Source organism: Duganella sp. Root1480D1 (assembly GCF_001427305.1).
Taxonomy (GTDB): Bacteria; Pseudomonadota; Gammaproteobacteria; order Burkholderiales; family Burkholderiaceae_D; genus Rugamonas.
This window is the reverse complement of the sequence record NZ_LMFZ01000001.1, coordinates 122,949-149,938: the sequence shown is the minus strand read 5'-3', so window position 1 is coordinate 149,938 and position 26,990 is coordinate 122,949. Positions and strand designations below refer to the sequence as shown.

The following is a 26,990-nucleotide window of genomic DNA, read 5'->3' as shown; positions in this document are numbered from 1 at the left end:
ACGATGGATAAGTCCAAGCAACCAAGCAAGGAAGCAGTGCGCAACTGGCTGCAGTCGCGCCAGGAAGAACGCCGTCCCTTGCCCGACCCGCAGCAGATCCGCCGCGAGCTGGGATGGGAAATGGTGCGCGCCGAGCAGGATGAGCGCACCTGGCGTTTAGCTGACTGAGACTGCGCTGCGACCGTTGGCTGCGGGCTGCACCACGATCCGGGTGGCGATTCGTTCGGTCATTTCCTGCACGTGGGAGATCACCCCCACTTTCCTTCCCATTGACTGCAAACCATCCAGCGCGTCCATCGCGACGCGCAGGGTTTCCGCATCCAGGCTGCCGAAACCTTCGTCGATGAACAACGATTCGACCCGCACGCGGTTGGACGACAAGGAGGCCAGGCCGAGCGCCATGGCCAGCGATACCAGGAACGATTCGCCACCGGACAGCGAGTGCACGGAGCGCTTTTCATCGCCCATGTGCAGGTCGCGCACCAGCAGGCCAAGCGAAGGCTGGGCCGGGTTGTCGATGCGCTCGAGCTGGTAGCGCGGCGCCAGTTGCGCCAGGTGGGCGTTGGCGTAGCCGATTAACACGTCCAGCGTGAATTGCTGGGCGTAGTTGCGGAATTTCTTGCCGTCGGCAGAGCCGATCAAGTCGCTCAGTTGCGCCCAGCGGCGCTCGTTTTCCTGCTGGCGGGCGATGTCGGCCAGCAGGGCCTCGGCGGCTTTGCGGCGCTCATCGTCCTGGGCAATTTGCAGCGTGAGGGACGCGGCGTGGTCCTGCGCTTGCTTGCGTTCTTCCTGCAGCGCTGCCAATCCTTGTTCGAGTTCTTCGACGCTGCGTTGCTCGCCCGCCGGCGCGCTGGCCAGGTGTTCGGCATGCTGCGCCGCGCGCTCGGCCTGCACCGCTTTGGCGGAGGCAAGGGCCTGATCGATTGCCTGGATGCCGGTGCGTTCGTCGCGGATCGCTTGCTGGGAGTGGGCGAGCAGGGCGCGCAAGGCGTCCAGGTTTTCGATGCCAAACGACTGATGCCCTGCCAGCCAGGACTGCAAGCGGGCGGCTGCGTTTTCCGCGGCAGCGTCCAGTGCCAAAAGCCGTTGCCTGGCTTGGGCGTGGGCTTCGTCGGCACGGGCGCGCTGCTGGGCTGCCTGGTGGGCCGATTCCTGGCGCGCTTGCAGAGCGGAGCGGGCAGTGTCGATTGCCGAGCGCAACTCGGTTTCCACTTCGCGTACAGGGCGGCCCTGCCAGAGTGCCTGGCGCTCCGCAGCTGCGGCGTCGCATGCAGCGCGGGCAGCGTCGGCGGCGGCCTGGGTGGCGCGGGCGTCAGACTCACTGCGTTCCTGGGCGCCGCGCAAGGCCTGCAGTTCAATGGCGATTGCGGCCATTGCGGTGCTGCGCTCGTCGGCCGACTGGCGCTGCGCTTGCCATTGCATGCTGTCGCGCGTGCGTTGCTCGTGGAAGCGCGCCGGGCTTTCCTTCCATTCGTCCTGCCAGCCGGCGCGCGCCAGCGGGCCATCAAGCTGGTCGAGCAGGTCGGCAATTTGCAGCGCGGTGTCGATTCGCTGCTCGTCGAGGGCTTTGTGCTGCGCTTCCGATTGGACCAGCGCAGCTTGGGCGTTGGCTAGCGCGTGCTGGTGGCGGCTGCATTCGGCGGCCGCTTGCTCGCAGGCGGTTTGCGCCACCTCGCGGGTGCGGGCTGCCTGGCGCTGGGATTGTTCCTGGTTTTCCAGTGCGCGCAATGCCGCCTGCAACCCGCCTGCATGGGCAGCGAGCCAGCCCGATGCGTCATCATCGAGGGCCGGTTGTCCGGCCGGTTCCGAATGTTGCTCGAGCGCTGAACGGGCAGATTGCCAACGTGGTTGCGCAGCAGCGAGCATGTTGCCGATATTGTGCTGTTCGACACCGATCGCGGCCAATTGCTCGACGCTGGCTTGAAGGCGGGCCTGCTGTTCGGCCTCGTGCTTCATATTACGCTGCAGCTTGTCGCGGCAGTCGTGCACTTCGGACTGGAGTTGCGCCAGCATGGCGTGCAGCGGACCGTCCTCGTTGCGGTACGGATGCAGGTGCGAGCCGCACACGGGGCAGGGCGCGTCGTCCTGCAAAGTGGCGCGCAGTTTTTCAACACTTTCGCCGGTAGCGGCTTCGGCCAGCTTTAATGAACGCTCGGCCTGGGTTGAGGCGGCGACCAGCGCGAGGTTGGCCTGGCGCGCGGCGACGACTTCGGCTTCGGCACTGTCGCGGGCGGCCTGGAGTGCAGTGCTGCGCGTGGACAGGTCCTGCTGGCGGGCGGCAAGTTGTGCCAGCTCTTGCCAGGCGGCGCTGGCGTCGGCCAGCAGGGTGCGGCGCTGCTCGAGTTGCCGGCGCTGCAGCGCAATGCTGTCGGCATCGATGGCGGCCAGCGTTTTCGTGGCTTGTTCGCGCTGCGATTCGGCCTGCCGCAGGCGTTCTGTGGCTGCCTCCAAGCTGTTGCGGGCATGCGTTTCATCCTGCCGCTGCCGCATGGCAGCTTGTTGAATGGCCGCCAGCGCTTGCGATTGCTGGCCGGCCCGGCTGGCTTGCTGGCCGGCTTGCGCGAACAGCACATCCCAGCGCGCCCAGTCGCGAGCCAGCGCCGACCAGTGCTGGTGCATGGCCAGCCAGTGTTCGCAGGATTGCTGCTCGCCGGCGAGCGCCTGTTGCTGCGCTTCGCGCGCGGCCAGGGCGGTGCGCGCCTCGGCGCCGGCCCGGGCCGCTGTGTCGCGGACGTTGGCAGCTTGGGTGAAGGCCGACTGCAACGATTGCAGGCGCGTATCGAGTGACTTCGCCTGGTCCAGCAGCGGCGCCGCCGCCTGCTGTGCGCTTTCGGCCGCTGCCAGCGTGGTGCCGGCCTGCTGGACGTCGCTGGCCAGCACTTCCAGTGCCAGGCGGGTGCGCTCGGCTTCCTGCTCTGCCAACGAAATTGCCGCTTGCGTGGCGGCGCGCTCGGCTGCCAGGCGGACTACTTCATCGTCCAGCGCGCGGGCGGGCTGCACGGCATCAAGTTGCGCCAGTACGGCACGGCGCGGCGCCGCCGCATCGTATTCGTGCTGCCGCTGCTGGAGATGTTCGCGTGCGTGCAGTGCCGCCGCAGCCAGGCGTTCGGCTTGCTGGCGCCAGCGCAAGTCGGCTTCCAGCGCCGCGACGCGCTGTGCGGAGGCCTGCAGCGCTGCTTCAGCGCCTTCGGACTGGGCGAGGATCTCGGCGCGCTGTTCCTGCGACAGCGGTTGCCGGTTCGCCAGGCCGGCGGTGAGTGCTTTCAAAGCCAGTTCTTCGGCGCGCCAGCGTTCAAAGGCGCGCTTTGAAATTTCACTGTAAATTCCGCTGCCGGTCAGGGTTTCGAGCAAGGTGCCGCGCTCGTCATCCCTGGCCTTGAGGAATGCCGAGAATTCGTTCTGCGCCAGCAGCACGGCGCGCGTGAACTGGTCGAAGCTCAAGCCAATGCGCTGCACGATTTCCGCCATGACCTCGGTCTTTTTATGGCCCAGCGGCTGCAGCCCTGGCAGCTTGTGCAGGGACATGGTGGTCGGCTGCAAAGCGCCGGCGGCCTTGGTGCGGGCACGCCAGACGTTCCAGCGCGCGCGGTAGGATTCGCCGTCGTTGCCGACGAAGTCGACTTCGGCCCAGCCTTCGGCGGCGCCGCGGCGCAGCAGGGTGCGCGGGTCTTGCGACGACACGGGCTCGCCGACGTCGGGCGTCTTGCCTTCGGCCTTGTGCAGGCGCGGAGTGTCGTCGAAGAGCGCCAGGCACAGCGCGTCGAGCAGGGTGCTCTTGCCGGCGCCTGTCGGGCCGCTGATGGCGAACAGGCCGGCGTCGGATAAAGGCTGGGCGGTGAAGTCGACCGAGAATTCGTCGGCCAGCGAGGCCAGGTTCTTGCCGGCGATGCGCAGGACCCTCATGGCCGCACCAGTTCCGCAAAGGCGGCCAGTTGTTCGGGCGGGGCGTCGCTGCCGTAGCGCTGCTGGTACAGGCGCTTGAAGATGTCGTCCGGCTGCAGCGTGGCCAACTGGTCGAGCGATAGCGCCGCTTCGTCGAAAGAGGCGCGGGCGGCGCTCGAGGTTTCGATCTTCGCCAGGCGGACTGGCTTGCCTTGCAGGGCTTCTTCGATTGCGGCGCGCAGGCCGGGCTCCGGTGCGCTGAGCTTGACACGGACTTCGAGCAGCGGCTGCCGTTCGAGCGGTGCATCGGGCAGGTCGAGGGCGGCCAGGGCGGCTTTTACTTCGTCCAGCGGGGCTGGCTTTTCCGGCACGCGCAGCAGTTGCACGGCGCGCGGGACAGGCAGGGCGGTGATCGCGCCTGCCTGCGCACCTTGCAGGTCGATGCGCAGGACCTGGTGCTGGTAGCTGGCCTCGGCGAAGGAAAGGGGGATCGGGCTGCCGCAGTAGCGGATGTGCCGATGCGGGCCGACTTGCTGGGCCAAATGCAGGTGGCCCAGCGCCGCATAGGCGATTGGTGGCGGGAAGATGCCCGTGGGGAGCATCTCCGTGCCGCCGATGACGATGCGGCGCTCGGAATCGGCCGACATGGTGCCATTGACCATATGGCAGTGGCCCATTGCCACGATGGCCTGGCCATCGTTAGCGCGGACGCCCGCAAGTTCCAGTGCCTGGCGGTACAACTCCGCAATGCCGGAAAGATAAGGGTCGGGCTGCGGTGCGGCGTGGTCGTCGCCATCGGCAGCCTCCACCGGGGGCAGGCGCGGCACGTCGCCATGGCGCAGGAAGGGAACGGCAAGCACCCAGGCCGCGACGGCGCCGTCCTTGCCGGTCAACGGTACCAGCATGCGCTCGATGGCGATGTTGCCGTCGGCATCGCGATGCGGATAGCCGATCACAGTAGTGCCGTGCACCTCCAGCAAGGGGCCGGGCGCTTCGAGCCGGCCCGGCGAATCGTGGTTCCCTGCAATGACGACGATGTCAAGCCGGGGCGCGCGGATGCGGGCTTGCTGCAGGAAAGTGTAGAGCTGGCGCTGCGAGGCTGCGGATGGATTGGCGTTGTCGAAGATGTCACCTGCCACCAGCAAGGCGTCGGCTTGTTCGGACACGATGGCATCGAGCAGCCAGTCGAGGAAGCACTGATGCTCGTAGTGGCGGTCAAAATTATGCAGCGACTGGCCAAGGTGCCAATCGGAAGTGTGCAGCAGGCGCATGAAATGTAAAGCAGGGCGTGGGAAGCGCAAATATAGCGCAAACGGCGGGCGGATGTCTTGATCCCGGTCAGGCCGCGTTCGGGGAGCGCATTTCCGGCAACGGAACGCCGCTGCGGAAAGTGTTGCGGCCGGCCTGTTTGGCTTCGTACAAGAGCAAATCGGCCCGTTTCAACAATTCGGCCGCGCTGACATCCTCGTCGCGATAATAGGTCAGGCCGATGCTGGTCGAGACATTGGCCAGGATGCCATCGAGCTCGAACGGCTGCTGCATGGCGTGCACGATTTTGGAAGCGGTCACGGCGGCATCGTCGGTTTTGGAAATGTGGTCCATGATGATGGTGAATTCATCCCCGCCCAGCCGCGCCACGGTATCGCTGGCACGCACGGTGTTGGACAGGCGAGCCGAAAATGCCTTGAGCAGCGCATCGCCGACGGCATGGCCGTAAGTGTCGTTGACCGGCTTGAAGCGGTCGATATCAAGGTACATCACGGCCATCAGCCCGCCGCTTTCGCGGCAGGCGGTCATGGATTCGCTCAGTTTTTGCAGGAAGCCGGCGCGGTTGGTCAGCCCGGTCAGCGCATCGACCTGCGACAGGCGCAGCAGGCGCTGCTTCTCCCGCTTTTGCGCCGTCACGTCCTGCCGCATGACGTGGAAGCCGATCACGGTGATACCGTCTTCGTCCAGTTGCGGGATGTAGACCACATCGTATGTGCGCAGGTAATCACCGCTGTCGTCTTCTTCCTCGAAGGTCAGGGTTTCACCGCGCAGCACGCGCGCGATATAGGGCTGCAGCATGGCGTAGCGTTTTTCACCCACGGTCTCCTGCACCGTGCGCCCCGTCACGTGCAGCCCGGTCTTGCTGAACTCGCGCTCATACGCCAGGTTGTGGAAGCGGTAAATTTCTTCGAAGTCGACGTAGGCGATCATGGCCGGCAGCGTGTCGGCGATGGTGCGCAGGCGCGCCTCGCTCTCGCGCAGGGCCATGACGGACTTGCGCACCAGCGTGATGTCGTCCAGCGTTCCGACGTATCCGGCGATTGCGTCGTCGATCACGATCGGCGCCACCTTGATCGAGGTCCAGACGATCTTGCCGTCCGGGTGCACGCAGCGCAGGGTTTCCTGGAAAGCCAGCTGCGTGGTGTTCAGGTGGCGCAGCGATGCGCGCAGCATTTCCCGGTCGTTAGGATGCACCGCATTGAACCAGCCGTCGCCCAGCGCCGTGTCGCGCGACATGCCGGTGATTGCCTCGAAGGTCCGGTTGACATAGGTGCACTTGCCGTCCTGGTCGGCGCGTACCAGGCCAAGCGGCGACGCATCATTCACAGCTTGCAGCTCCGCCTGGTTCTGGCGCACCGCCATCTCGGAACGTTTTCGTTCGGTGATATTGCGTGCGGTAACTGCGACGCCGTCCTCGATGGCGACAATCTGGTGCCGCAGCCAAAGCTGTTCGCCGAAAACAGTCGATTCGAACTCTTCTTCCAGCGGTTCACCGGTCCGCATCACGCCCAGGCACTTGTCGAACATGCCTTCGCTATGCCAATGCGGCAGCATGTCGCCCATGCGCTTGCCAAGCGCCTCGTCCGGGGCGTGGCCGAGAACGCGTGCGCCGCGTTCGTTCACGTCGACCAGGAGGAAGTCGGTGATCTCGCTGCCGTTGCCGCCGGCTCGGCATGCCTTGATCAGGAACAGGGCATCCAGGCTGGCATCGACGGCCGCATGCAGCTTTTCGCGCGCATAAGTCGCCTCGCGGGTGCTTTCGCGCAGGCGCTGCGCCTGCCGCGTCAGCAGGAAGCTGAAGGCCAGGACCACGACCGAAACGATGGCGGTGACGCCAAAGTAAAGGCGCCGCTGGCTGTAGTATTTGGCCAGCGCGTGTTCCTTGGCGTCGCCCACTACGGCGGTCAGCGAATAGCGCGGCATGTCGCGGAAGCCGTAGATGCGTTCCGTCCTGTCGATCGGGGTTTTGAGGAGCAGTTCTTCCGGCAGGTTGACCGGATCGGCCGGCGCCACATAGTCGATGATGTCGGTGATGAAGAGCTTTTCGTCGACGCGGCCGGTGGCCAGGGCGGTATCGCGGCTGATCAGCATGACCAGGCCGCCTTCGTCCACATGCATGCGGTCATAATCTTCGACGAAGTAGGCCGGATCGATCATCAGCACGATCACGCCGGCAAATTTGCCGGCTTTGTCGTCCAGCCGCCGTGCGATCTGGATTTGCCACTTCTTGGTAATCGGTTCGACCATCGGATTGGTGACCAGCGCAGCATCGCCGGATGTCGTCGACAGGGCCTTGAAGAAGGACTGGTTGGCGGAATTGGGCGGAAAGGCGCCGTGCATGCTGTCCAACAGGTTGCCGTTGGCGTCGATCAGGGCGATGGGCAATTCAAGGCGGGCCGGCATGACCGAATCCAGCAAGCCACCGCGCTTGCTGAATTCCGGCAGGCGCAGGGCGCCGTTGGTTTCCTCGAATTTGAGCTTGAAAAGCTGGGTAGCGTGGTCGGCCTGGCGCAGCAGATGGCCGGAGTGTTCGGCCAGGGTGCGCGCCAGCGAGTGGCTGTGCTGCACGGCGTCGTAGTGCGCGCTTTCAGCGTCCTGTTTGAGCTGGTAAAAAACGTCGGCCCACATCACCACCAGCAAAACCAGCGTGAAAGAGGGCAGCAGTATCATGCGATACAGCTTGTGGAAAATCTGACGGGCGGTTGACGTTGGCACAGACTTATTTTGCACTCAAACCCCGGCAGCAGGGGCAAAAAAACGGCGCAATGCTGCCATGCAGCCACCATCATTCGCAAAATGCCAAGAAATACTGTCAATTCGCTATTAGAATAAGCGTTCATCCCCTACAGGAATCGAGTCTTGACCGAACTGAATTTCTCCCTCGCCGCGGCCCGTGCCTTGCATTTGGCGGCGCAGGGCTTGCTGCAGCCACGCCGGCGCAAGGCGCAGAAGGCCGATGTGCTGGAAATCATCCGCGGCATGGGCGTGCTGCAGATCGACACCATCCACGTGGTGGCGCGCAGCCCCTACCTCGTGTTGTGGAGCCGGCTGGGCGACTATCCCCAGCCCTGGCTGGAAGAGCACCTGGCCGAAGGCGCGTTGTTCGAATACTGGGCGCATGAAGCCTGCTTCGTGCCGATCGAGGACTATCGCCTGCTGCGCCATCGCATGGTCGACCCCAGCGCGATGGGATGGAAATATTCGGTGCAGTGGATGAAGGAGCGGCGTGCGGACGTGGATCGTGTGCTGCAGCATATCCGCAGCAACGGGCCGGTGCGATCGGCCGATTTCGAGCGTACCGATGGCAAGGGCGGTGGCTGGTGGGAATGGAAGCCGGAGAAGCGCTCGCTGGAAGTGCTGTTCACCGCCGGCGAATTGATGATCGCGCGCCGCCACAATTTCCAGCGCGTGTACGACCTGGCCGAACGCGTGCTGCCGGGCTGGGACGACAGCCAGATGCCGGACATGGATGAAACCCGGCGCGAGTTGGCCTTGAAGTCCGTGCGTGCGCTGGGCCTGGCGCGCAGCGCCTGGGTGGCTGATTACTACCGCACCAAGCCGCCGCGCCCGGACCTGGAAGCGCTGGCCGATGAAGGCTTGCTGCTGCGCGCGCGCGTCGACGGCTGGAAAGACCCCGTCTATATCCACCATGAGCTGGCCGACCTGGCGCAAGCAGCCGCCGACGGCAGCCTGTCGCCGACCCTGACCACCATCCTGTCGCCGTTCGATCCGGTGGTGTGGGACCGCCGCCGCGCGGTCGACCTGTTCGGTTTCGACTACCGCCTGGAATGCTATACGCCGGCCGAAAAGCGCCGTTACGGCTACTTCACGCTGCCGATCCTGCGCCGTGGCGCACTGGTTGGCCGCATCGACGCCAAGGCGCACCGCCGCGGCGGAATATTTGAGCTGAAGAACCTGGTGCTCGAGCCCGGCGCCCGCGTGACCGACCGCTTCGTGCGCGACGTCGCGGGGGCGGTGCAGCGCCTGGCCAGCTGGCACGCTTGCCCGCAGGTTCAGGTGCAAGCCAGCGAGCCGCCCGAATTCGCCGCAACGTTGCAGGCGGAGCTGGATGCCCAGGGAGTCGAACAATGAGGCTGGCTCCAGCACCGCAACGGGTGGTCGGCGCCGATGGCAAGCCGCTGCTTGGCCGCTTCTCAGGCGCGGCCGAATCTTTCGACTGGCATTTGCTGGCCGGCGACTATGCGCGCAGCAGCCTGTGGCGCCGCTTCCACCACAAGAAGTGGCACTACGTGTCCCTGGTTTCGGAGCAGGTGATGGCGGCGGTTGCCATCGTCGACCTGGGCTGGACCAGCACCTGCTTCGCTTACGCCTTCGATCGCAACGACAGCGATATGATGGCCAATTTCTCGCAGGACGGCCTGCCGGGCCGCATGTCGGTCGGCGTCGGCGAGCATGCAGGCGCCGCCAGCTGGTTCCGCACGCGCAGCACCCGGATCAGCATCGAACCCCTGGAAGGCGATCGCTATCAATTGACCCTGCGCTGCCCCTACATGGAAATTGACGCTGAATTCGGCCCGCCAATTGCGCCGCTGCTGCTGGCCACCGGCCCGGTGCAGGGCGGGGCGCTGCACGGCACGCAGAAGTCGCCCGGCATGCCGCTGACCGGCGAGGTGCGCACCTTCCGCGACGAATACAAGCTCGATGGCGGGGTAGCCAGTTTCGATTACTCGAACGGCCTGCTGGCGCGCGAGACTTCATGGCGCTGGGCCTCCGGTCATAACCTTGAGATGGGCTTCAACCTGCAATCGGGCTACTTCGGCGGCCACGAAAATGCGCTCTGGATCGATGGCGAAGTGGTGCCGCTGGCGCCCGCGCATTTCATCTTCGACCCGCACGACCCCATGCAGCGCTGGCATATTTTCACCGAAGACGACCAACTGGAGCTGTTCTTCACGCCGGACGGCGCACGCCGCCAGAACCGCAACCTGCTGGTGGCCGCCAGCCGCTACATCCAGCCGGTGGGCCATTTCAGCGGTTGGGTGCGCAGCGAACCGGAAGGGCCGAAACGCATTGTCACGCAGCTCGCCGGCGTGACCGAGGACCACTATTCACGCTGGTAGGAGAGCGTTGCGATGAGTATCAGGAATATGGACAGCCTGTTCGAGCCCGGCTCGGTGGCCATCTTCGGCGCCTCGCTGCGGCCCGACCGCATGGGCACCCAGGTGATGAACAATATGGCGGAAAGCGGCTTTGCCGGCGCGATCTGGCCGGTCAATCCGAAGTACGAGCAGTTGCGCGGCATTCCCTGCTATGCGCGCCTGTCGTCCTTGCCGCGCGCGCCGGACCTGGCCATCATCTGCACGCCGCCGGATACCGTGCCGGCCCTGATTGCCGACCTGGGCGCGCGCGGCACGCGCGGCGCCATCATCCTGACGCCGGTCAACGACACCATACGCCAGCAGGTCATGCGGGCCGCCCGCCCAAACCTGTTGCGCATCCTGGGCCCGGGAGGCATCGGCCTGGTGGCGCCACTGGCCGGCTTGAACGCCAGTGCCGCCCACGCCGGCGCCAAGCCCGGCAAGACCGCCTTTATCTCCCAATCGGCGACCGTGATGACGGCGGTGCTGGACTGGGCGCAACTGCACGGCCTCGGCTTCTCGCGCGTGGTGTCGGTGGTGGAGGGCGGCGATATCGACCTGGGCGACATGCTGGATTACCTGGCAGCGGACGATGACACGAGCGCCATCATCATGCACATCGAATCGGTGACTTGCGCGCGCAAGTTCATTTCAGCCGCCCGCCTGGCGGCACGCGGCAAGCCGGTCGTGGTGCTGAAGGCCGGCCGCAGCGGCGACGACAAGGTGTACGACGCCGTGATCCGCCGCGCCGGCATGCTGCGCGTGTATTCCTCTGCCGACCTGTTTGACGCGGTGGAAACGGTGGCGCGCGCAAGGCCCACGCGCGGCACGCGCCTGGCCATCATGAGCAACGGCAGCGGCACCGGCAAGCTGGCGGCCGATGCACTGCAATATGTGCATGGCAAGCTGGCGCAATTCTCGCCCGATACCGGCAAGCGCTTGCGCAATGAGCTGCCAGCCGGACTGGTGCTGTCCAATCCGATCGATATCGGCGGCGAAGCCAGCGCCGAGCGCCATGCCGCGGTAGCCAGTGCCTTGCTGGCCGACCCGGGCGCGGATGCGCTGCTGGTGGTGCACGCGCCATCGTCGGCCGCGGCCAGCACCGGCGTGGCGCAGGCCTTGGCGCCCTTGCTGCGCCAGAGCGGCCGCAGTGTGCTTTCCTGCTGGCTGGGCGGCGCGTCGGTCGCCGGCGCACGGCAGATCTTCGCCGACGCCGGACTGCCAACCTATGACACGCCCGAAAAAGCCGTGCGCGCCTACAGCCAGGTGGTGCAGTATGCGCGCAACCAGGCCTTGCTGATTGAAGTTCCGGGCCAGGTGCCCGCGCATTCGGTGCCGGAACGCCAGGCCGCGCACAACCTGGTGCAAGCGGCGCGCGCGGCCGGCCACGCGGAACTGCCGCAAGCCGAGCTGGCCGCGTTGCTGGCTGCCTACGGGCTGCCGTTGGCAAGCCAGGCAGCCGGCGGCAATGTGCAGCAGCTTCGCATCGCCATGCAGGTCGACCCGGTGTTCGGGCCCGCCATCAGTGTCGGCCTGGGTGGCAGTGCCGGCCGCGTGGTGGACGACCGGGCAGTCGGCTTGCCGCCCTTGAACACGGTGCTGGCGCGCGACATGCTGCGGCGTACCGGCGTGGGCCGCGCCCTGGTCGATGAGCGCGAAATCCTGTGCGGTGCGCTGGTGCACGTAGCCGAACTGGTAGCCGACATTGGCGAAATCGCTGCCCTGGAAATCGATCCCGTTACCGTGACCGGCGGCGTGCTGCAAGTGCATGGCGCCCGCGCCACGCTTGGCCCGCGCCGCGCCGAAAGCAGCATGGCGATCCGTCCCTATCCGCAGGAACTGGAGCAGGAAATCCAGTGGCAGGGCGCACCCCTGTTGCTGCGCCCGATCCGGCCGGAAGATGCGCCGGCCCATGTGCGCTTCTTCAGCCAGTTGGCGCCCGACGATGTGCGCCTGCGCTTCTTCACCGCCATGAAGGAGTTGCCGCCGACCCAGCTCGCGCGCCTGACCCAGATCGACTACGACCGCGCGATGGCCTTCATCGCCACCCGCACCGGCGCCGATGGCCAGCCGGAAACGCTGGGCGTGGTACGGGCAGTGGCCGACCCGGACAACCAGAAAGCGGAGTTCGCGATCATCGTGCGTTCAGATCTGAAAGGCAAAGGACTGGGAAATATCCTGTTCCAGAAATTGCTTGACTATTTCCGCAGCCGCGGAACGCATGAAATCACGGGCGAAGCGTTGTCGGAGAATATCGGAATGCAACAACTTATGCGAAGATTTGGCGGAACCGTGACGGCATCGCGAGAAGCTGGTATGGTTGATCTTCGCCTTGCGCTGGATTTGAAAACCTCCTAAATTAGGGAGGGCGCATGACGTGACATTGATTTACGTCAAAGCGAACCTGTCGGGCTAATTTACACTTGTACTTCCGTTTCCGCGTAGCGATATTTGGGAGCAAGAATGTTAACGGCCACATATACATTAGTTGCGCTATCCGTTGAACAGGCTAACGTGCGCCTTAGCCTGCTGTCGTTTCAAAAATACGTGCAATCGACGCTGTTGCGGCAACAGCGCCTGACCCTTTCCCAGCTTGAATATGCTTGCGAGACACTGGAGCGCCTGTACCAGGCCTGTCATTGGCGCAAGATCGAGCTGTACCTGATTCCCGCGCTGCAAAATGCGACGGAACAAGCCAATCAGTTGCTGGACGAACTGAGCCGATTGAACCAGTCTGCCTTGTCGGTCATCCGGCGGCTGCAGGCGGAACTCGATTCGGCGGCGGACTATAGCGAACAGCAAGTGACGGAAATTTGCGAATCGATTGAGACTTTCTGCACGGTGCTGCTGCAGCGCCTGGAGAAAGAGGAAAAGGAACTGTTCACGATTGCCCGCGCCACCATCGGCGGCGAAGCGTGGTTCGATATCGCGAACAAATTCCTGGCCCATGACGCTCAAGTGGTGGAAGCGCGCCGCGTGCCGGCCTCCGCCGATAAAGACAGGAAAGCCTTGTCGCAAGCGAAGCAGGTGCGTGCCTCCCTGCAGAGTGAAGACGAGGCCGCAGTTCCTGTGCCGAAGCTGCGCTACCACCGGCGCACGCGTTCGGCCCATCGCGCCGCTGCGGATACGGCCTGAACACGCCGTGCCTGCATTCGCCGCCCCTGCCGGGCGGCGCTGCGCTATGATGGTGGTTTTGATCCATTCATAGCACAACTATGTTTGAGTTCCTTTTCAAGCAGCAGGCCAGCCAGGCCAGCGTTGCCGGCCAGCCGAGTTCCGGCGGGTCGCATGCGCCGCTCGGCACTCCTGCAGAACGCCGTTCGGCGCAAGCCGAGCTGGCCCGCAATCTTGCGGGCGATGAGTCTGCTGCGGTTGAGCTCATCCTGAACAGTGAATTTGCCGACGTGCGGCTGGCCGCCGCCGAGCATGTCGTGTCGCAGCCTGCACTGGAGAAAGTGCAGCAGGCGATGCGCAATTCGGACCGGCGGGTGGCCAAGCTGGTGCAAGGACGTCTGGATGCCATCCGCCACGTACAGGCCGAGCAGAAGCAGGCCCAGGCATGTATTGCTCTCGCGCAGCGTTTGTTTGCTGACGAAAAGCTCACGCCCAACCTGGTGGCGGACCTCGATCGTCAATGGAAGGTGGTCGATGCAGCGCCCTCGGCAGCGGCTGAATTTGCCCATGTGCGCAATGCGCTGGCCGAGCGCCTGGAAGCACAAGTTTCGCTGCAGCGCGCCATGATCGATGCGCTGGCAGCCTTGCGCAGGCATCCCGGGGCAGAGGAACTGGAACGCCTGGCCAGCGAGCATGAAGCCCACCTGGCATCGCCTGAGCGCGCTTCGCTGCCGCGCCACCTGCTGAACGACTTCGATGCCGCATTGGCGGCCGAGCGCGCCGCGCAGCGGCCGGCTGCGAACGCCGGGGCCGTTGCGCCTGCCGCGATGCCGGCGCCAGCAGCGCCGGTTGCCGCAGAAACCGAACGGCCGGCAGGCAACGCCAGGGCAGGCGCCATGGAGCACGCCGCGCCGGGGCCGGTGGCCATTACGCCAGCGCCATTCCATGGCGCGGCAGTCACCCATGCCGATGGCCAGGATGCGGCTGCCTTGCGCCCGCCGCGCCCGCCAAAGGAGAAACACAAGCCGTCTCCTGCCGAGCAAGAGGCCAACCGCCACTTCATGGACCTGGTCGAGGCGATGGAGGCTGCGCTCGCGCAGGGCCAGCTTCACATTGCCGCAGAGCATGACAAGGCGCTGAAAGACAGCAAGACCGGCCGCCTGTCGCCAGCCCAGGCCGAGCGCCTGGCCCACGCGCGGGCTGACCTGAAGCGGCTGGGCGACTGGGCGCGCTGGGGCGGCAACGTGTCGCGGGAAGAACTGGTGCACGCCGTTGAAAGCCTGCCTGCCGAAGGCCTCGGCATGAGCGAACTGGCCAAGAAAGTCGGCAGCATGCGCGAACGTTGGAAGGGGCTGGATGGCGTATCCGGCGCCGCGCCCAAGTCCTTGTGGGAAAAATTCGACGCCGCCTGTACCGCCGCCTATGCTCCCGCCGCCGCCCACTTCAAGCACCTGGCCGATGAGCGCCACGCCAATGCAGCAAAAGCGCAACAACTGGTCGATGAAGCCTATGCTCTGATCGCCAGGGACATGGCCCAATTGGAAGCCGCCGGCGGCGCGCAGGTCGACCGTGAGGAATCCGCCTCCGGCAACCTGCCGCACACCCATGACTGGCGCACGCTGGCATCGTCCACGCAACGCCTGCGCCAAGCCTGGAGCCGCCTCGGCACCATCGACCGCAAGGACAAGAAGCGCCTGGACGCCGCCTTCAGCAAGGCGATGGATGCCTTGATGGCACCGCTCGATTCGCAGCGCAAGATCGAAGTGGCGCGCCGCGAGCAATTGATCGAAGAAGTCGGCAAGCTGAATCCGCTGGATCGGCATACCATCGACACCTTGCGCCGCCTGCAGGAATCGTGGCAAGGCCACGCCCGCGCCTTGCCGCTGGAGCGCAAGACCGAACAGGCGCTGTGGCAGAAATTCCGCGCCGCTTGCGACCAGATTTTCGCCAGGCGCAAGGAGCACGCCCATGCCGCCGACCATGAGCGCAAGGCCCACTTGCACGCGCGCGAAGCGATCTGCGCCGGACTGGAGGGGGCCAGTTTCGAAGGCGACGACAAGTCCGTGCTGGCCGCGATCGGCAAGGCGCTGAAAGATGCCGCCGCCGCATGGCATGCTTCCGGCGTGGTGCCGCGCGCCAGCGAGCAGAAGATCGACCAGCGTTACCGCGCCGCGGTCGGCGCCCTGCAATCGCAAGCCGATGCGATCCGCAAGCGCGCCGGCGCCGCCCAAGCCAATGCCTTGCGCGAGAAACTGCGCCTGGTGCAGGCCCTGGAAAATGCGTTGGTCGAAGCGGGCGATATCGACAGCGCCGACTGGGACAAGCGCTGGCAAGCCCTGGCAGCATTGCCAGCCGAGCAGGAACGCACCCTGCGCATCCGCTTCGACGCCGCACTGAAAGCTGCCGGGGAGGGCGCCTCCGCGCGTGCCGCCTACGCCGGCCAACTGGAAACCAACCGCCAACGCCTGCTGTCCGAAGTGCTGCGCCTCGAAATCGTGGCCGGCATCGACAGTGGCGCCGAATTTGCGAAAGACCGATTGAAAATGCAGGTAGAAGTATTGCAGTCCTCCCTCAAGTCCGGCCAGAAACCGGCCAGCCACGCCGCCCAGTTCCTTGCCCTGTGTGCCATGCCAGCACTGGTGGACGCACGCACTGCCAGCCGCATCGAGCAGTTGTTCCGCAAGACTGGCGCGGAGGGTAAATGAACGAAGTAAGGATCCAGGCAGAAGACTTCGACCTGTCGCATGAAGTGGCGCAACTGCGCGCCGGGAACGCCAAAGTTGGCGGTATAGTCACTTTCGTCGGTACGGTGCGCGACCTGAACGAGGGCGCTTCCGTTGCAGAAATGGAGCTCGAGCATTACCCAGGCATGACCGAGCAGTCGATTCAGTCCATTATCGACCAGGCCAAAGCCCGCTGGCCGATTTATGGCGCGCTGGTCATCCACCGCATCGGGCCGCTCAAGCCCATGGACCAGATCGTGCTGGTGGCGGTCACTTCGCCGCACCGGGGCGAGGCATTCTCGGCTTGCGAATTCATTATTGATTACCTGAAGACCGAGGCGCCGTTCTGGAAGAAGGAACAGACGCCCGAAGGCGCGCGCTGGGTCGATGCGCGCAGCAGCGACGACGATGCTTTAATAAAGTGGTCTTGAAAACTGTCAACGCGTCCTTAGATTGTCGTTGACAATTCATCAGGAGCGTTCGACATGCGCCAAGACAAACTGACAACAAAACTGCAAGAAGCACTCGCCGATGCCCAGAGCCTGGCCGTCGGCAACGACAACCAATACATCGAACCCGCGCACCTGCTGCTGGCCCTGTTGAACCAAGAAGACGGCGGTGCGCGTTCGCTGCTGCAGCGCGCCGGTGTGAACGTCGGCGGGCTGGCGCAGGCATTGAAGCACTCGCTGGAGCGCTTGCCCAAGGTGTCGGGCGGGGACGTCACGGTCAGCCGTGATTTCGTCAATATGCTGAACCAGGCCGACCGCGAAACGCAAAAGCGCGGCGACCAGTTCGTCTCCAGCGAGATGGTGCTGCTGGCGATTGCCGAAGACAAGGGCGAGGCCGGCAAGCTGGCGCGCGAGAACGGCTTGCAGCGCAAGGCGCTGGAAAGCGCCATCGATGCCGTGCGCGGCGGTGCCAAGGTCGATTCGCAGGAAGCGGAAGGCCAGCGCGAAGCCCTCAAAAAATACACCCTCGACCTGACCGAGCGCGCCCGCATGGGCAAGCTGGACCCCGTGATCGGGCGCGACGACGAGATCCGGCGCGCCATCCAGGTGCTGCAGCGCCGTACCAAGAACAACCCGGTGCTGATCGGCGAACCGGGTGTCGGCAAGACTGCCATCGTGGAAGGCCTGGCGCAGCGCATCGTCAACAATGAGGTGCCGGACTCCCTGCGCGGCAAGCGCGTGCTGTCGCTCGACATGGCGGCCCTGCTGGCAGGCGCCAAGTACCGCGGCGAATTCGAGGAGCGCCTGAAGTCCGTGCTGAAGGAATTGGCGCAAGACGAGGGCCAGACCATCGTCTTCATCGACGAGCTGCACACCATGGTCGGTGCCGGCAAGGCCGAAGGTGCGATGGACGCCGGCAATATGCTGAAGCCGGCGCTGGCGCGCGGCGAGCTGCATTGCCTCGGCGCGACCACGCTCGACGAATACCGCAAATACATCGAAAAGGATGCTGCGCTGGAGCGCCGTTTCCAGAAGATCCTGGTCGACGAACCAAGCGTGGAGGCGACCATCGCCATCCTGCGTGGCCTGCAGGATAAGTACGAGCTGCACCACAAGGTGGAAATCACCGACCCTGCGATCATCGCAGCGGCGGAGCTGTCGCACCGCTACATCACCGACCGCTTCCTGCCCGACAAGGCGATCGACCTGATCGACGAAGCGGCCTCGAAGATCAAGATCGAGATCGACTCCAAGCCGGAGGTGATGGACAAGCTCGAACGCCGCCTGATCCAGCTCAAGATCGAGAAGGAAGCCGTCAAGCGCGAGAAGGATGAAGCCTCGCGCGCGCGCCTGCAATTGCTGGACGATGAAATCGCCAAGCTGCAGCGCGAATACAACGATTACGAGGAAGTGCTGAAGGCTGAAAAAGCCAATGTACAGGGCACCACCCACATCAAGGAAGAAATCGAGCGCATCAAGCAGCAGATGGAAGAGGCAACCCGCGCCTCCAACTGGCAGCGCGTGTCGGAACTCCAGTACGGCAAGCTGCCGGAACTGGAAGCCCAACTGAAGCAGGCCGAAGCCGCCGGCGCCGCCGAGCAGTCCGGCGACAAGCCGAAACTGCTGCGTACCCAGGTCGGGGCGGAGGAAATCGCCGAAGTGGTATCGCGTGCGACCGGCATTCCGGTGTCGCGCATGATGCAGGGTGAGCGCGACAAGCTGCTGCACATCGAAGAGAAGCTGCACGAGCGCGTGGTGGGGCAGGACGAAGCGATCGACGCGGTGGCCGATGCGATCCGCCGTTCGCGCGCCGGCCTGTCGGACCCGAACCGTCCGTATGGATCGTTCATGTTCCTCGGCCCGACCGGCGTCGGCAAGACGGAGCTGACCAAGGCGCTGGCGAACTTCCTGTTCGACTCGGAGGAATCGCTGATCCGCATCGACATGAGTGAATTCATGGAGAAGCATTCGGTCGCGCGCCTGATTGGCGCGCCGCCGGGCTACGTGGGCTATGACGAGGGCGGCTACCTGACCGAAGCCGTGCGGCGCAAGCCATACAGCGTGATCCTGCTGGACGAAATCGAGAAGGCGCACCCGGACGTGTTCAACGTGCTGCTGCAAGTGCTGGACGATGGGCGCATGACGGACGGGCAGGGACGCACCGTCGACTTCAAGAACACGGTGGTGATCATGACCTCGAACCTGGGTTCACAGAAAATCCAGTCGCTGGATGAATCCGACCCAGGGGTGGTGAAGCTGGCGGTGATGGCCGAGGTGCGTGGCCACTTCCGTCCGGAGTTCATCAACCGGATCGACGAGATCGTGGTATTCCACGGCCTGGACGACAAGCATATCGGTTCGATTGCCCGCATCCAGCTCCAGATCCTCGAGCAGCGCCTGAAGCGCATGGACATGGGCATGGAAGTGAGCGACGCCGCGCTGCAGAAGATCGCCGAGGCAGGTTACGACCCGGTTTATGGCGCACGCCCGCTGAAGCGCGCGGTGCAGCAGCAGATCGAGAACCCGCTGTCGAAGCTGATCCTGGAAGGCCGCTTCGGCCCGAAGGACACGATCCGCATCGAAGCCGAGGGCAACGAACTGGCCTTCCGCAAGGCTTAAGCTCACCGGCAAGGCGCCTGGCAGTCAACCTGCTGCCGGCGCCTGACTTCTCCTGTGGCAGCCCAGATGTGCTCGTTGAAGCAGCTGCCCTGCACCTTCACGCGGCGAATGACCCAGCCGTCCGGGCGCGTCCACTGGCAGACGGTTTCTTCAAGCTGGCGCGCGGCGGGCGCCTGGGCCATCGCATTGCCGATCAAGCTGAATGTGCCGCTGCTGCGCAAGCCAAACAGTTCCACCGCCACCCACCGGTAGGCCCGCTTGTCGCCGGGTCCGATAAACCGCACCAGCACATCGCCGGATTTGCAGATGGTGGCGGAGGTCTGCACATTGAATTCGTTCAAGACGCCGGCGAAGGGCGTTTCGATACAACTGATGTTCTTGGTCCAGAGTGCGACTTGTTTGTCGCCGTCGCTCGACTTGAGATATTCGTTGGCGATAGGGATAAGGGCAACTGCCAGGCCCGGATAGACCAGCAGCCACTGCCACCATTTTGATGGCCATTGAAAACCTGATGACATACATCCTCCAAATTGCGTAAACTCGTGCCTCTGGATAGGAGCACTGCATGAATGAGTCAACGTTGGCGGGCCGGCTGGAGTTCCTGCGCGAAGCGGAGCGGCTGAAGAGCGTCCTGCGCAGTGGTTTTACCTCGACCGGACGGCCGGAAAGCACCGCCGAGCATAGCTGGCGGCTGGCGCTGATGGCGCTGGTGTTCGCCGACGAATTGCCCAGCCTGGACCTGGCCCGCCTGTTGAAGCTGTGCATCGTGCACGACCTCGGCGAAGCAATCCATGGCGACATCCCCGCCATCCACCAGCACGCCCATCCCGGCAAGTCCGCGCAGGAGCGCGAAGACCTGCATACCCTGACGTGCGAACTCGACCCGCCACTGCGCGCGGAAATCATCGCCCTCTGGGACGAGTACGAAGCCGCCGCCACGCCAGAAGCCCAGGCCGTGAAAGCCTTCGACAAGCTGGAAACCATTCTCCAGCACAACCAGGGCGATAATCCGCCCGATTTCGACTATGCCTTCAACCTGGGGTACGGCCGCAAGCACACTGCCACGGCACCATTATTTGTGAGGCTGCGCGAAATGCTCGACGCCGAAACAATGCAGCGCCACCAGGCCGCGCCTCCCAAATGAGTGTAGGCAGCGCGAACGCCGGCAGGCAAGCGCGGCCGAGCGGCAATCAATCGCGGGTTTGATCTACATCAGATGCGGGTGTTGAAGAAGGCGGTTGGTGGGCAGCCGAAGGTCTTGCGGAACATGGCGGTAAAGGCGGACTGGCTGGAGTAGCCGAGCGCATCGGCTACTTGCGACAGGGGCATGCCGCTGGAAATCATCGGCGCCGCGTGCGCCAGCCGCGCTTGCTGGCGCCACTGGCCGAAGCTCATGCCCAGTTCTTTTTCAAACAGGCGCGCCAGCGTGCGTTCGGAAGCGCCGGCTTTGCCAGCCCATTCCTCCAGCGTTTGCGTCGCGCCCGGATCGGCGAGCAAGGCGTCGCACAGGCTCTTCAAGCGTTTATCGCGCGGCATGGGGACGCGGATTGGACGGGTGGCCAGGTGCGGCAATTCATCGAGGATCAGGTCGCTGATCAATTGCGAGCGGCGCGTTGGCAGTGCGGGGTCTTCCTGCTCCAGCGCCATGACCAGTTCGCGCAGCAGCGGTGAAACTTCCAGTACCTTGCATGGCTCGCCAGGGAAGGGATCGAAAGACGATACGACGTAGACCGGCCGCAAGCGCGCGGTCTCGATCACGCTCAGGGAATGCTCGACATTGGCCGCGGTCCAGATTGCGCGCTGCGGCGGCACGATCCAGCTACTGTCCATCGCGTTCAAGCGGATTACGCCTTCCAGTGCCAGGGTCAGCTGGGCGCAATCGTGGGTATGCGCCTGCAGGGAACGCTCGCTGACCAGGTCGCGTGCAATCATGGTGACTGGCTGCACGTCGGTCGGTTCGCGGCGGCTTTCGTGCGGCCCCGTGTGGGTAACGATCTGGACTGGCATGGGATGGCAGTTTTGCGATAAATGATGTCATCCTAGCTCAAAACAGACGCGCCGGGTTTTCCTAAAATGTTTCCATTCTTTATACGAATGAGGCAGGCAATGGATAATCAAACCTTACGCACCGATGCCCGCGTGATCGGCCTGGTCGGGCTGGCGCATGGCGTCTCGCACTTCTACCACCTGATCCTGGCCGCGCTCTTTCCCTGGCTGAAGACGGCTTTCGGCTTAAGCTACTCCGAGCTGGCACTGCTGATGACGGCGTTCTTTGTCGTTTCCGGCATTGGCCAGGCGCTGGCCGGTTTCGTTGTGGACCGGGTTGGCGCGCGCCGCGTGCTGTTTTCGGGCATGGCGATGCTGGGCGTATCGGCGCTGGTGCTGTCGAATGCCCAGAACTATGCCGGTCTCATGGTGGGCGCGCTGATGGCCGGGATGGGAAACAGCATCTTCCACCCGGCGGACTATACGATCCTCAACCAGCGCGTATCGCGCGACCGGCTGGCGCACGGCTTTTCGGTGCACGGCATCAGCGGCAGCATTGGCTGGGCCGCCGCGCCGCTGTTCCTGACCGGCGTGGCGACGGCCACCGATTGGCGCACGGCCTTGCTGTCGGCAGCCGCGCTGCCGGCGATTGTGCTGGCGATCCTGTGGTGGAACCGCGAAGCGCTGCGTCCCGATCCGATCGTCCAGCATGGCGCCGATGTGCGGCAGGGCGGCTCGTTTGATTTCCTGCGCCTGCCGTCGGTGTGGATGTGCTTTGGCTTCTTTTTCCTGACGGCGCTGGCGCTGGGAGGTATCCAGAGTTTCGCCTCGACCGGCCTGGTCAAGCTGTACGGCATGTCGCTGGCGATGGCAATCAGCGCGTTCACCGCGTACATGCTGGCATCCGCGGTGGGCATGATGCTGGGCGGCTTCCTCGGCGCCGGGCGCAAGAATCACGACCGCACGATTGCTGCTGCTTTCGCGCTGGCTGCCGTGCTGGCCTTGCTGCTTGGTCTGGCGGTGGTGCCGGCCTGGGGGGCGTTGGTGCTGATGGCGCTGGTCGGCTTCTTCTCCGGCATTGCGGGCCCATCGCGGGACTTGATGATCCGCGCCGCCGCGCCGAAGAATGCCACGGGCCGCGTGTATGGCGTGGTGTATTCCGGCCTGGACAGCGGCCTGTCGGTAGGCCCGTTACTGTTCGGCCTGATGATGGACGCCGGCAAACCGCAGTTCGTCTTCGCCGGCATCGCCTTCTTCCTGCTGCTCGCAATTGCCACTGCCACCGGTGTCGGCAGCCGCACCCGCGCCACCGCCAGCGCCGCCGCCTGAAAATTCGGGGTCAAAAATTCGGGGTCAGGTCTGTCATTTGGACAGCTAACGCAATCCTTTGATTTAGCTCAATACGCAAAATCGGCCGAATTTGCGTATTGAGCTAGATCAAAGATATTGTGTCGGTGTCCGAATGACAGACCTGACCCCGAATTTTTTTGGAGAAACGCCATGAGTTTTGCTACGACTGACCTGTGTGATGACAATCCTGGAATGCTGGAAGACGGTAGCCTGCAAGCGCTGTCGCCGTTCTTTCGCCACTTCGGCAAACGGGCCCAGTTTGCCGGGCCGGCGGCGACGCTGAAAGTGCATGAAGATAATGCGCTGGTGCGCGCAACTCTGGAAACCCAGGGCGAGGGCAAAGTGCTGGTGGTCGATGGCGGCGGCAGCTTGCGCCGGGCGCTGGTCGGCGGCCAGCTTGGCTTGCTGGCCCAGAATAATGGCTGGGCCGGCGTGATCGTCGACGGTTGCGTGCGCGATAGCGCGGAATTGGCGGAATGCGATGTCGGCATCATGGCCTTGGCCACGCATCCACAGCGCAGTGCGCGCGATGGCGTTGGCAAGCGCGATGTGAACGTGCAAATCGCTGGCGTTACTGTCCGTCCGGGGGACTGGATCTACGCCGATGTCGATGGCGTGCTGGTGGCGAGGCAGAAGCTCGCCTGATTTTCCTGCCACTTTCCACGATGTGAAACCGCCATTTCATGCGATGGAAAGTGCATCAATTCAACGAACCTTGTTTCTCTCGAAAGGAGAAATGTTGTTCCGCATCATGGAATGCTCACCTTAAGCTTATGATTTAGCAAGAATAATTGCTGCTCATATGTCTTATATAAGACGTGCTGCACCAGAGCAATCAAGCCTAAGATATCTCTAACGGTTTTCGTTTTCTAACGCTTTACGTAGGAGATCATCATGGCAACCCGCGCCGAACAAATCGCAACCCTGCAGCACGACTGGGATAGCAACCCACGCTGGAAAGGCGTCACCCGCACTTACACCGCCGAAGACGTGGTGCGCCTGCGCGGCTCGCTGGCCATCGAACATACGCTCGCCAAGCGCGGTGCGGAAAAGTTGTGGGACCTGGTGAACAATGAGCCCTTTGTCAATGCGCTTGGCGCCCTGACCGGCAACCAGGCCATGCAGCAGGTGAAGGCCGGCCTGAAGGCGATTTACCTGTCCGGCTGGCAGGTAGCGGGCGATGCCAACCTGGCGGGCGAGATGTACCCGGACCAGTCTCTGTATCCGGCCAATTCGGTGCCGATGGTGGTCCGCCGCATCAACAACACTTTCCAGCGTGCCGACCAGATCCAGTGGTCGGAAGGCAAGGACGATATCGATTTCTTCGCGCCCATCGTGGCGGATGCGGAAGCCGGTTTCGGCGGCGTGCTGAATGCCTTCGAGCTGATGAAGGCCATGATCGAGGCCGGCGCTTCGGGCGTGCACTTTGAAGATCAACTGGCTTCCGTGAAGAAGTGCGGCCATATGGGCGGCAAGGTGCTGGTGCCAACCCGCGAAGCCGTCGAAAAGCTGACTGCTGCCCGCCTGGCGGCCGACGTGATGGGCACTTCAACCCTGGTGATTGCGCGTACCGACGCCGAGGCAGCAGACTTGCTGACCTCCGACGTGGACGATAACGACAAGCCTTTCTGCACCGGCGAGCGCACCGTGGAAGGCTTCTATAAGGTTCGCAACGGCCTTGAGCAGTCGATCTCCCGCGCGCTGGCCTATGCGCCATACGCCGACCTGGTGTGGTGCGAAACCGGCAAGCCTGACCTGGCGTTTGCCAAGGCCTTTGCCGAAGCGGTCCATGCCAAGTTCCCTGGCAAGATGCTGGCCTATAACTGCTCGCCTTCCTTCAACTGGAAAAAGAACCTGGACGATGCGACCATCGCCAAGTTCCAGAAAGAGCTGGGGGCGATGGGCTATAAATTCCAGTTCATCACGCTGGCTGGCTTCCATTCGCTGAACTACGGCATGTTCGACCTGGCGCACGGCTATGCGCGCCGCCAGATGTCGGCCTTCGTGGAATTGCAGGAAGCCGAGTTCGCAGCTGCGGCCAAGGGCTTCACCGCCGTCAAGCACCAGCGTGAAGTCGGTACCGGCTACTTTGACGCCGTGACCCAGGCCATCCAGCAGGGCCAGAGTTCCACTACGGCGCTGCATGGTTCAACCGAAGACGAGCAGTTCTTCGATTCGAAGAAGGTCGCCTGAGTCTTTCGCATGAGATAATGGCAGATTGATTCAATAATCTGCCTTATCCATGTTCAGTTACCGCCACGCGTTCCATGCCGGCAATCACGCCGACGTCCTCAAGCACTTTGTCCTGGTCCAGGTCCTCGAATACCTGAACCAGAAGGACGTCCCTTACACTTATATCGACACCCATGCCGGTGCCGGCGTCTACTCGCTCGATAGCGCGCAAGCCACCAAGACCGCTGAATTCGAAACCGGCATTGGCCCGTTGTGGGACCGTGATGACCTGCCGGAGCCTTTGGCTGACTACGTTCAATTGATCAAGGACCTGAACCCGAGCGGCAAGCTGCGCTTCTACCCGGGTTCGCCGTATTGCGCCGAGATTGTGGCGCGTGAAGAGGATCGCTTGCGCCTGTTCGAGTTGCACCCGTCGGATGCCAAGATCCTTGCCGACAATTTCCACAAACTCGAGCAGCACCAGGCCGCCAACGGCCGTCGCCCGGCGGCGCGCGGCAAGCGCGTGATCGTCAACAAGGCCGATGGCTTCTTCGGCGTGAAAGCGCTGCTGCCGCCGCCTTCGCGCCGCGGTGTCGTGCTGTGCGATCCTCCTTATGAGGACAAGCAGGACTACAAGAAGGTCACCGATATGTTGAACGACGCGTTGAAGCGCTTCCCGACCGGCACTTACGCCGTCTGGTATCCGGTGCTGCAGCGCATCGAAGCGCGCAACTTTGCCGAGCGCCTGAAGCACTTGCCGGCCAAGAGCTGGCTGAATGTCACGCTGTGCATCAGCACTCCGACGCCGGACGGTATTGCGCTGCACACCAGCGGCATGTTCCTGCTGAATCCTCCGTACACGCTGGAGCCGATGCTGCGCCAGGTGATGCCTTACCTGGTCCAGGTTCTGGGCCGCGATGCGGGCGCCCAGTTCACGCTGGAGAGTGGTGAAGCGGCCACAGCCAAGAAAGCTGCGCCGCGCACCGCATAAAAATGTTGCCAAGACTGCACTAATGGGTATAGTCTTGTAACCATGAGTCTTAGCAATGGGGAAACCCATGACAGCCGTGGTTGAAAGTGAAGTGCAGATCCCAATGCCGTATGCCAATCAGTTCTTCTTGGCACGGCAACCCATCCTCAACCGCAGCCAGCGGCTCGTGGCCTACGAGCTGCTCTATCGAAATGCCGAAGTCCACGAAGCCCGTGTGACGGACGGTACCCATGCGACTGCTTCCGTGATTGCCCATGCTTCCGAGCTGGGCATGGAGCAGGTCGTGGGCGACCAGCTTGCCTTCGTCAATGTCGATACGACGGGGCTGATGAGTGATTTCATTCACTTCCTGCCGAACGATAAGGTGATACTCGAAGTGCTGGAATCGGTGGAGCCGACGCCGGACGTGCTGCGGCGGGTGCAGGAATTGAAGCAGGCCGGCTACAAGTTCGCCCTGGACGATGTGGCGGGCGAGAGCGAGGCCGTGACGGCCCTGCGTCCGCTGATGGATGTGATCAAGGTCGACATCAAGCAGATCGAGCGCGGCCGCTTGCCGGAACTGGCGCGCTACCTGCGCAACCCGAACCAGAAGCTGCTGGCCGAGAAGGTCGAAACGGTCGAGGAGTTCCGCGAATGCATGGAGCTGGGTTTCGAGTACTTCCAGGGCTATTATTTTGCGCGGCCGGTGATCCTGAGCGGCAAGAAGATCACGCCATCCCAGCTCTCCATCATGCACTTGCTGGACTTGCTGAACCAGGATGCCGACCAGCGCGAGGTGGAGCGCAGCGTCAAGCATGATCCCCTGATTTCCCTGAACCTGCTGCGGCTGGTGAATACGCCTGCGGTGGGGGCGCGCTTCCGCATCAATTCGGTCGGGCATGCGCTGATTGTGCTGGGGCGGCGGCAGTTGCAGCGCTGGCTGCAGATCCTGCTGTACGTGAAAGGTTCGGAGTTCGATTCGCCGCTGTTGCAGATGGCAACTACGCGTGGCAAGACCATGGAGCTGGTGATGGGGCATACGCGGCCCTCCGAGAAGGTGGCGGCCGATATCGGCTTCACCGTCGGCATCATGTCGCTGATGGATGCACTGTTTTCGGTACGCATGGGGGAAATCCTCGACAGCGTCAATGTGCTGGACGAGGTGCGCGATGCCTTGCTGCATCGCGAAGGCGAGCTGGGCCTGGCGTTGCGCCTGATCGAGCTCATCGAGCGGGCGCAGGAGGGGCAGGAGCTGACCGGCATCCTTCACAAGCTGGACCTGCCGCCGTCGGCGCTGTATGCGTTACAGCGCGAGGCGTTCGAGTGGGTGAATGAGTATGCCCACTCGGTTCGATAA

General features: G+C 63.7%; 19 protein-coding genes. 14 read left to right on the top strand and 5 right to left on the bottom strand.

All coding sequences use genetic code 11. From position 1 onward, the window contains the following. Positions 1-3 precede the first annotated feature (3 nt). Positions 4-168, top strand: coding sequence for a hypothetical protein (locus tag ASD58_RS31760; RefSeq protein ID WP_200951550.1), 165 nt, complete (start codon positions 4-6; stop codon positions 166-168). Here ASD58_RS31760 and ASD58_RS00750 read toward each other — a convergent pair. The 3 genes from ASD58_RS00750 to ASD58_RS00740 form a co-directional block, all read right to left on the bottom strand. Further along, positions 157-3,903, bottom strand: a complete 3,747-nt coding sequence (locus tag ASD58_RS00750; RefSeq protein WP_057259066.1) for an AAA family ATPase — start codon at positions 3,901-3,903, stop codon at positions 157-159. The two genes, ASD58_RS31760 and ASD58_RS00750, sit on opposite strands and share 12 nt — an antisense overlap. Continuing rightward, positions 3,900-5,153, bottom strand: coding sequence for an exonuclease SbcCD subunit D C-terminal domain-containing protein (locus tag ASD58_RS00745; RefSeq protein ID WP_057259064.1), 1,254 nt, complete (start codon positions 5,151-5,153; stop codon positions 3,900-3,902). The genes ASD58_RS00750 and ASD58_RS00745 overlap by 4 nt, the downstream gene beginning before the upstream one ends. Before the next feature lie 67 nt (positions 5,154-5,220). Next, a complete protein-coding gene (locus ASD58_RS00740; RefSeq protein ID WP_057259063.1) occupies positions 5,221-7,821 on the bottom strand; it encodes a diguanylate cyclase domain-containing protein in 2,601 nt (866 codons plus the stop codon). Positions 7,822-8,010: 189 nt separating this feature from the next. On the opposite strand from ASD58_RS00740, the gene ASD58_RS00735 reads away from it, so the two are divergent. From ASD58_RS00735 to clpB, 7 genes are all read left to right on the top strand, one after another. Beyond that, positions 8,011-9,243 (top strand): winged helix-turn-helix domain-containing protein, encoded by a 1,233-nt coding sequence (locus tag ASD58_RS00735; protein ID WP_057259062.1) that lies wholly within the window; start codon positions 8,011-8,013, stop codon positions 9,241-9,243. Further along, positions 9,240-10,232 carry a DUF2804 domain-containing protein gene (locus tag ASD58_RS00730; RefSeq protein ID WP_057259061.1) on the top strand — a complete coding sequence of 331 codons (993 nt, stop codon included), beginning with the start codon at positions 9,240-9,242 and terminating at the stop codon, positions 10,230-10,232. Before ASD58_RS00735 ends, ASD58_RS00730 begins: the two co-directional genes overlap by 4 nt. Positions 10,233-10,244: 12 nt before the next feature. Continuing rightward, positions 10,245-12,608 carry a bifunctional acetate--CoA ligase family protein/GNAT family N-acetyltransferase gene (locus ASD58_RS00725; protein WP_057259060.1) on the top strand — a complete coding sequence of 788 codons (2,364 nt, stop codon included), beginning with the start codon at positions 10,245-10,247 and terminating at the stop codon, positions 12,606-12,608. Positions 12,609-12,713: 105 nt separating this feature from the next. Further along, complete coding sequence (locus tag ASD58_RS00720; protein WP_082565149.1) at positions 12,714-13,385, top strand: hemerythrin domain-containing protein; 672 nt, start codon at positions 12,714-12,716, stop codon at positions 13,383-13,385. Between the two features lie 80 nt (positions 13,386-13,465). Then, the gene (locus ASD58_RS00715; protein ID WP_057259058.1) at positions 13,466-16,069 is read left to right on the top strand and encodes a DUF349 domain-containing protein; all 2,604 of its coding nucleotides are present in this window, start codon (positions 13,466-13,468) and stop codon (positions 16,067-16,069) included. Then, the gene (locus ASD58_RS00710) at positions 16,066-16,518 is read left to right on the top strand and encodes a molybdenum cofactor biosynthesis protein MoaE (protein ID WP_057259057.1); all 453 of its coding nucleotides are present in this window, start codon (positions 16,066-16,068) and stop codon (positions 16,516-16,518) included. The genes ASD58_RS00715 and ASD58_RS00710 overlap by 4 nt, the downstream gene beginning before the upstream one ends. Before the next feature lie 54 nt (positions 16,519-16,572). Further along, positions 16,573-19,155 (top strand): ATP-dependent chaperone ClpB, encoded by a 2,583-nt coding sequence (gene clpB / locus ASD58_RS00705; RefSeq protein WP_057259055.1) that lies wholly within the window; start codon positions 16,573-16,575, stop codon positions 19,153-19,155. 2 nt (positions 19,156-19,157) lie between these two features. Here the strand turns inward: clpB and ASD58_RS00700 are convergent, their stop codons facing one another. Next, the gene (locus ASD58_RS00700) at positions 19,158-19,673 is read right to left on the bottom strand and encodes a hypothetical protein (protein WP_057259053.1); all 516 of its coding nucleotides are present in this window, start codon (positions 19,671-19,673) and stop codon (positions 19,158-19,160) included. Between the two features lie 47 nt (positions 19,674-19,720). Between ASD58_RS00700 and ASD58_RS00695 the strand changes: the two genes are divergently transcribed. Then, positions 19,721-20,299, top strand: a complete 579-nt coding sequence (locus ASD58_RS00695) for an HD family hydrolase (RefSeq protein WP_057259051.1) — start codon at positions 19,721-19,723, stop codon at positions 20,297-20,299. Between the two features lie 68 nt (positions 20,300-20,367). Here the strand turns inward: ASD58_RS00695 and ASD58_RS00690 are convergent, their stop codons facing one another. After that, positions 20,368-21,162, bottom strand: coding sequence for a helix-turn-helix domain-containing protein (locus ASD58_RS00690; protein WP_057259049.1), 795 nt, complete (start codon positions 21,160-21,162; stop codon positions 20,368-20,370). Positions 21,163-21,261: 99 nt separating this feature from the next. On the opposite strand from ASD58_RS00690, the gene ASD58_RS00685 reads away from it, so the two are divergent. The 5 genes from ASD58_RS00685 to ASD58_RS00665 all read left to right on the top strand — a co-directional run bounded on the left by ASD58_RS00685 (position 21,262) and on the right by ASD58_RS00665 (position 26,990). Then, positions 21,262-22,470 carry an MFS transporter gene (locus ASD58_RS00685; RefSeq protein ID WP_057259047.1) on the top strand — a complete coding sequence of 403 codons (1,209 nt, stop codon included), beginning with the start codon at positions 21,262-21,264 and terminating at the stop codon, positions 22,468-22,470. A gap of 171 nt (positions 22,471-22,641) precedes the next feature. Next, on the top strand, positions 22,642-23,136 hold the full coding sequence (gene rraA / locus ASD58_RS00680; RefSeq protein ID WP_057259045.1) for a ribonuclease E activity regulator RraA: 495 nt from the start codon (positions 22,642-22,644) through the stop codon (positions 23,134-23,136). Between the two features lie 249 nt (positions 23,137-23,385). Then, positions 23,386-24,684 (top strand): isocitrate lyase, encoded by a 1,299-nt coding sequence (aceA, locus tag ASD58_RS00675; RefSeq protein WP_057259044.1) that lies wholly within the window; start codon positions 23,386-23,388, stop codon positions 24,682-24,684. A gap of 49 nt (positions 24,685-24,733) precedes the next feature. Then, entirely contained in the window at positions 24,734-25,654 is a 921-nt protein-coding gene (locus tag ASD58_RS00670; protein WP_057259043.1) for a 23S rRNA (adenine(2030)-N(6))-methyltransferase RlmJ, read from the top strand. A 67-nt stretch (positions 25,655-25,721) separates the two neighbouring features. Further along, entirely contained in the window at positions 25,722-26,990 is a 1,269-nt protein-coding gene (locus ASD58_RS00665; RefSeq protein ID WP_057259042.1) for an EAL and HDOD domain-containing protein, read from the top strand.

Excerpts from the sequence above, each read along its gene's own strand:
- ASD58_RS00665 (WP_057259042.1), top strand. The coding sequence starts at position 25,722 with ATGACAGCCGTGGTTGAAAGTGAAGTGCAGATCCCAATGCCGTATGCC.
- ASD58_RS00725 (WP_057259060.1), top strand. The coding sequence starts at position 10,245 with ATGAGTATCAGGAATATGGACAGCCTGTTCGAGCCCGGCTCGGTGGCC.
- ASD58_RS00685 (WP_057259047.1), top strand. The coding sequence starts at position 21,262 with ATGGATAATCAAACCTTACGCACCGATGCCCGCGTGATCGGCCTGGTC.
- ASD58_RS00715 (WP_057259058.1), top strand. The coding sequence starts at position 13,466 with ATGTTTGAGTTCCTTTTCAAGCAGCAGGCCAGCCAGGCCAGCGTTGCC.
- ASD58_RS00700 (WP_057259053.1), bottom strand. The coding sequence starts at position 19,673 with ATGTCATCAGGTTTTCAATGGCCATCAAAATGGTGGCAGTGGCTGCTG.
- ASD58_RS00740 (WP_057259063.1), bottom strand. The coding sequence starts at position 7,821 with ATGATACTGCTGCCCTCTTTCACGCTGGTTTTGCTGGTGGTGATGTGG.
- ASD58_RS00670 (WP_057259043.1), top strand. The coding sequence starts at position 24,734 with ATGTTCAGTTACCGCCACGCGTTCCATGCCGGCAATCACGCCGACGTC.
- ASD58_RS00690 (WP_057259049.1), bottom strand. The coding sequence starts at position 21,162 with ATGCCAGTCCAGATCGTTACCCACACGGGGCCGCACGAAAGCCGCCGC.
- ASD58_RS00710 (WP_057259057.1), top strand. The coding sequence starts at position 16,066 with ATGAACGAAGTAAGGATCCAGGCAGAAGACTTCGACCTGTCGCATGAA.
- ASD58_RS31760 (WP_200951550.1), top strand. The coding sequence starts at position 4 with ATGGATAAGTCCAAGCAACCAAGCAAGGAAGCAGTGCGCAACTGGCTG.
- aceA (WP_057259044.1), top strand. The coding sequence starts at position 23,386 with ATGGCAACCCGCGCCGAACAAATCGCAACCCTGCAGCACGACTGGGAT.
- ASD58_RS00720 (WP_082565149.1), top strand. The coding sequence starts at position 12,714 with ATGTTAACGGCCACATATACATTAGTTGCGCTATCCGTTGAACAGGCT.
- clpB (WP_057259055.1), top strand. The coding sequence starts at position 16,573 with ATGCGCCAAGACAAACTGACAACAAAACTGCAAGAAGCACTCGCCGAT.
- rraA (WP_057259045.1), top strand. The coding sequence starts at position 22,642 with ATGAGTTTTGCTACGACTGACCTGTGTGATGACAATCCTGGAATGCTG.
- ASD58_RS00730 (WP_057259061.1), top strand. The coding sequence starts at position 9,240 with ATGAGGCTGGCTCCAGCACCGCAACGGGTGGTCGGCGCCGATGGCAAG.
- ASD58_RS00695 (WP_057259051.1), top strand. The coding sequence starts at position 19,721 with ATGAATGAGTCAACGTTGGCGGGCCGGCTGGAGTTCCTGCGCGAAGCG.
- ASD58_RS00750 (WP_057259066.1), bottom strand. The coding sequence starts at position 3,903 with ATGAGGGTCCTGCGCATCGCCGGCAAGAACCTGGCCTCGCTGGCCGAC.
- ASD58_RS00745 (WP_057259064.1), bottom strand. The coding sequence starts at position 5,153 with ATGCGCCTGCTGCACACTTCCGATTGGCACCTTGGCCAGTCGCTGCAT.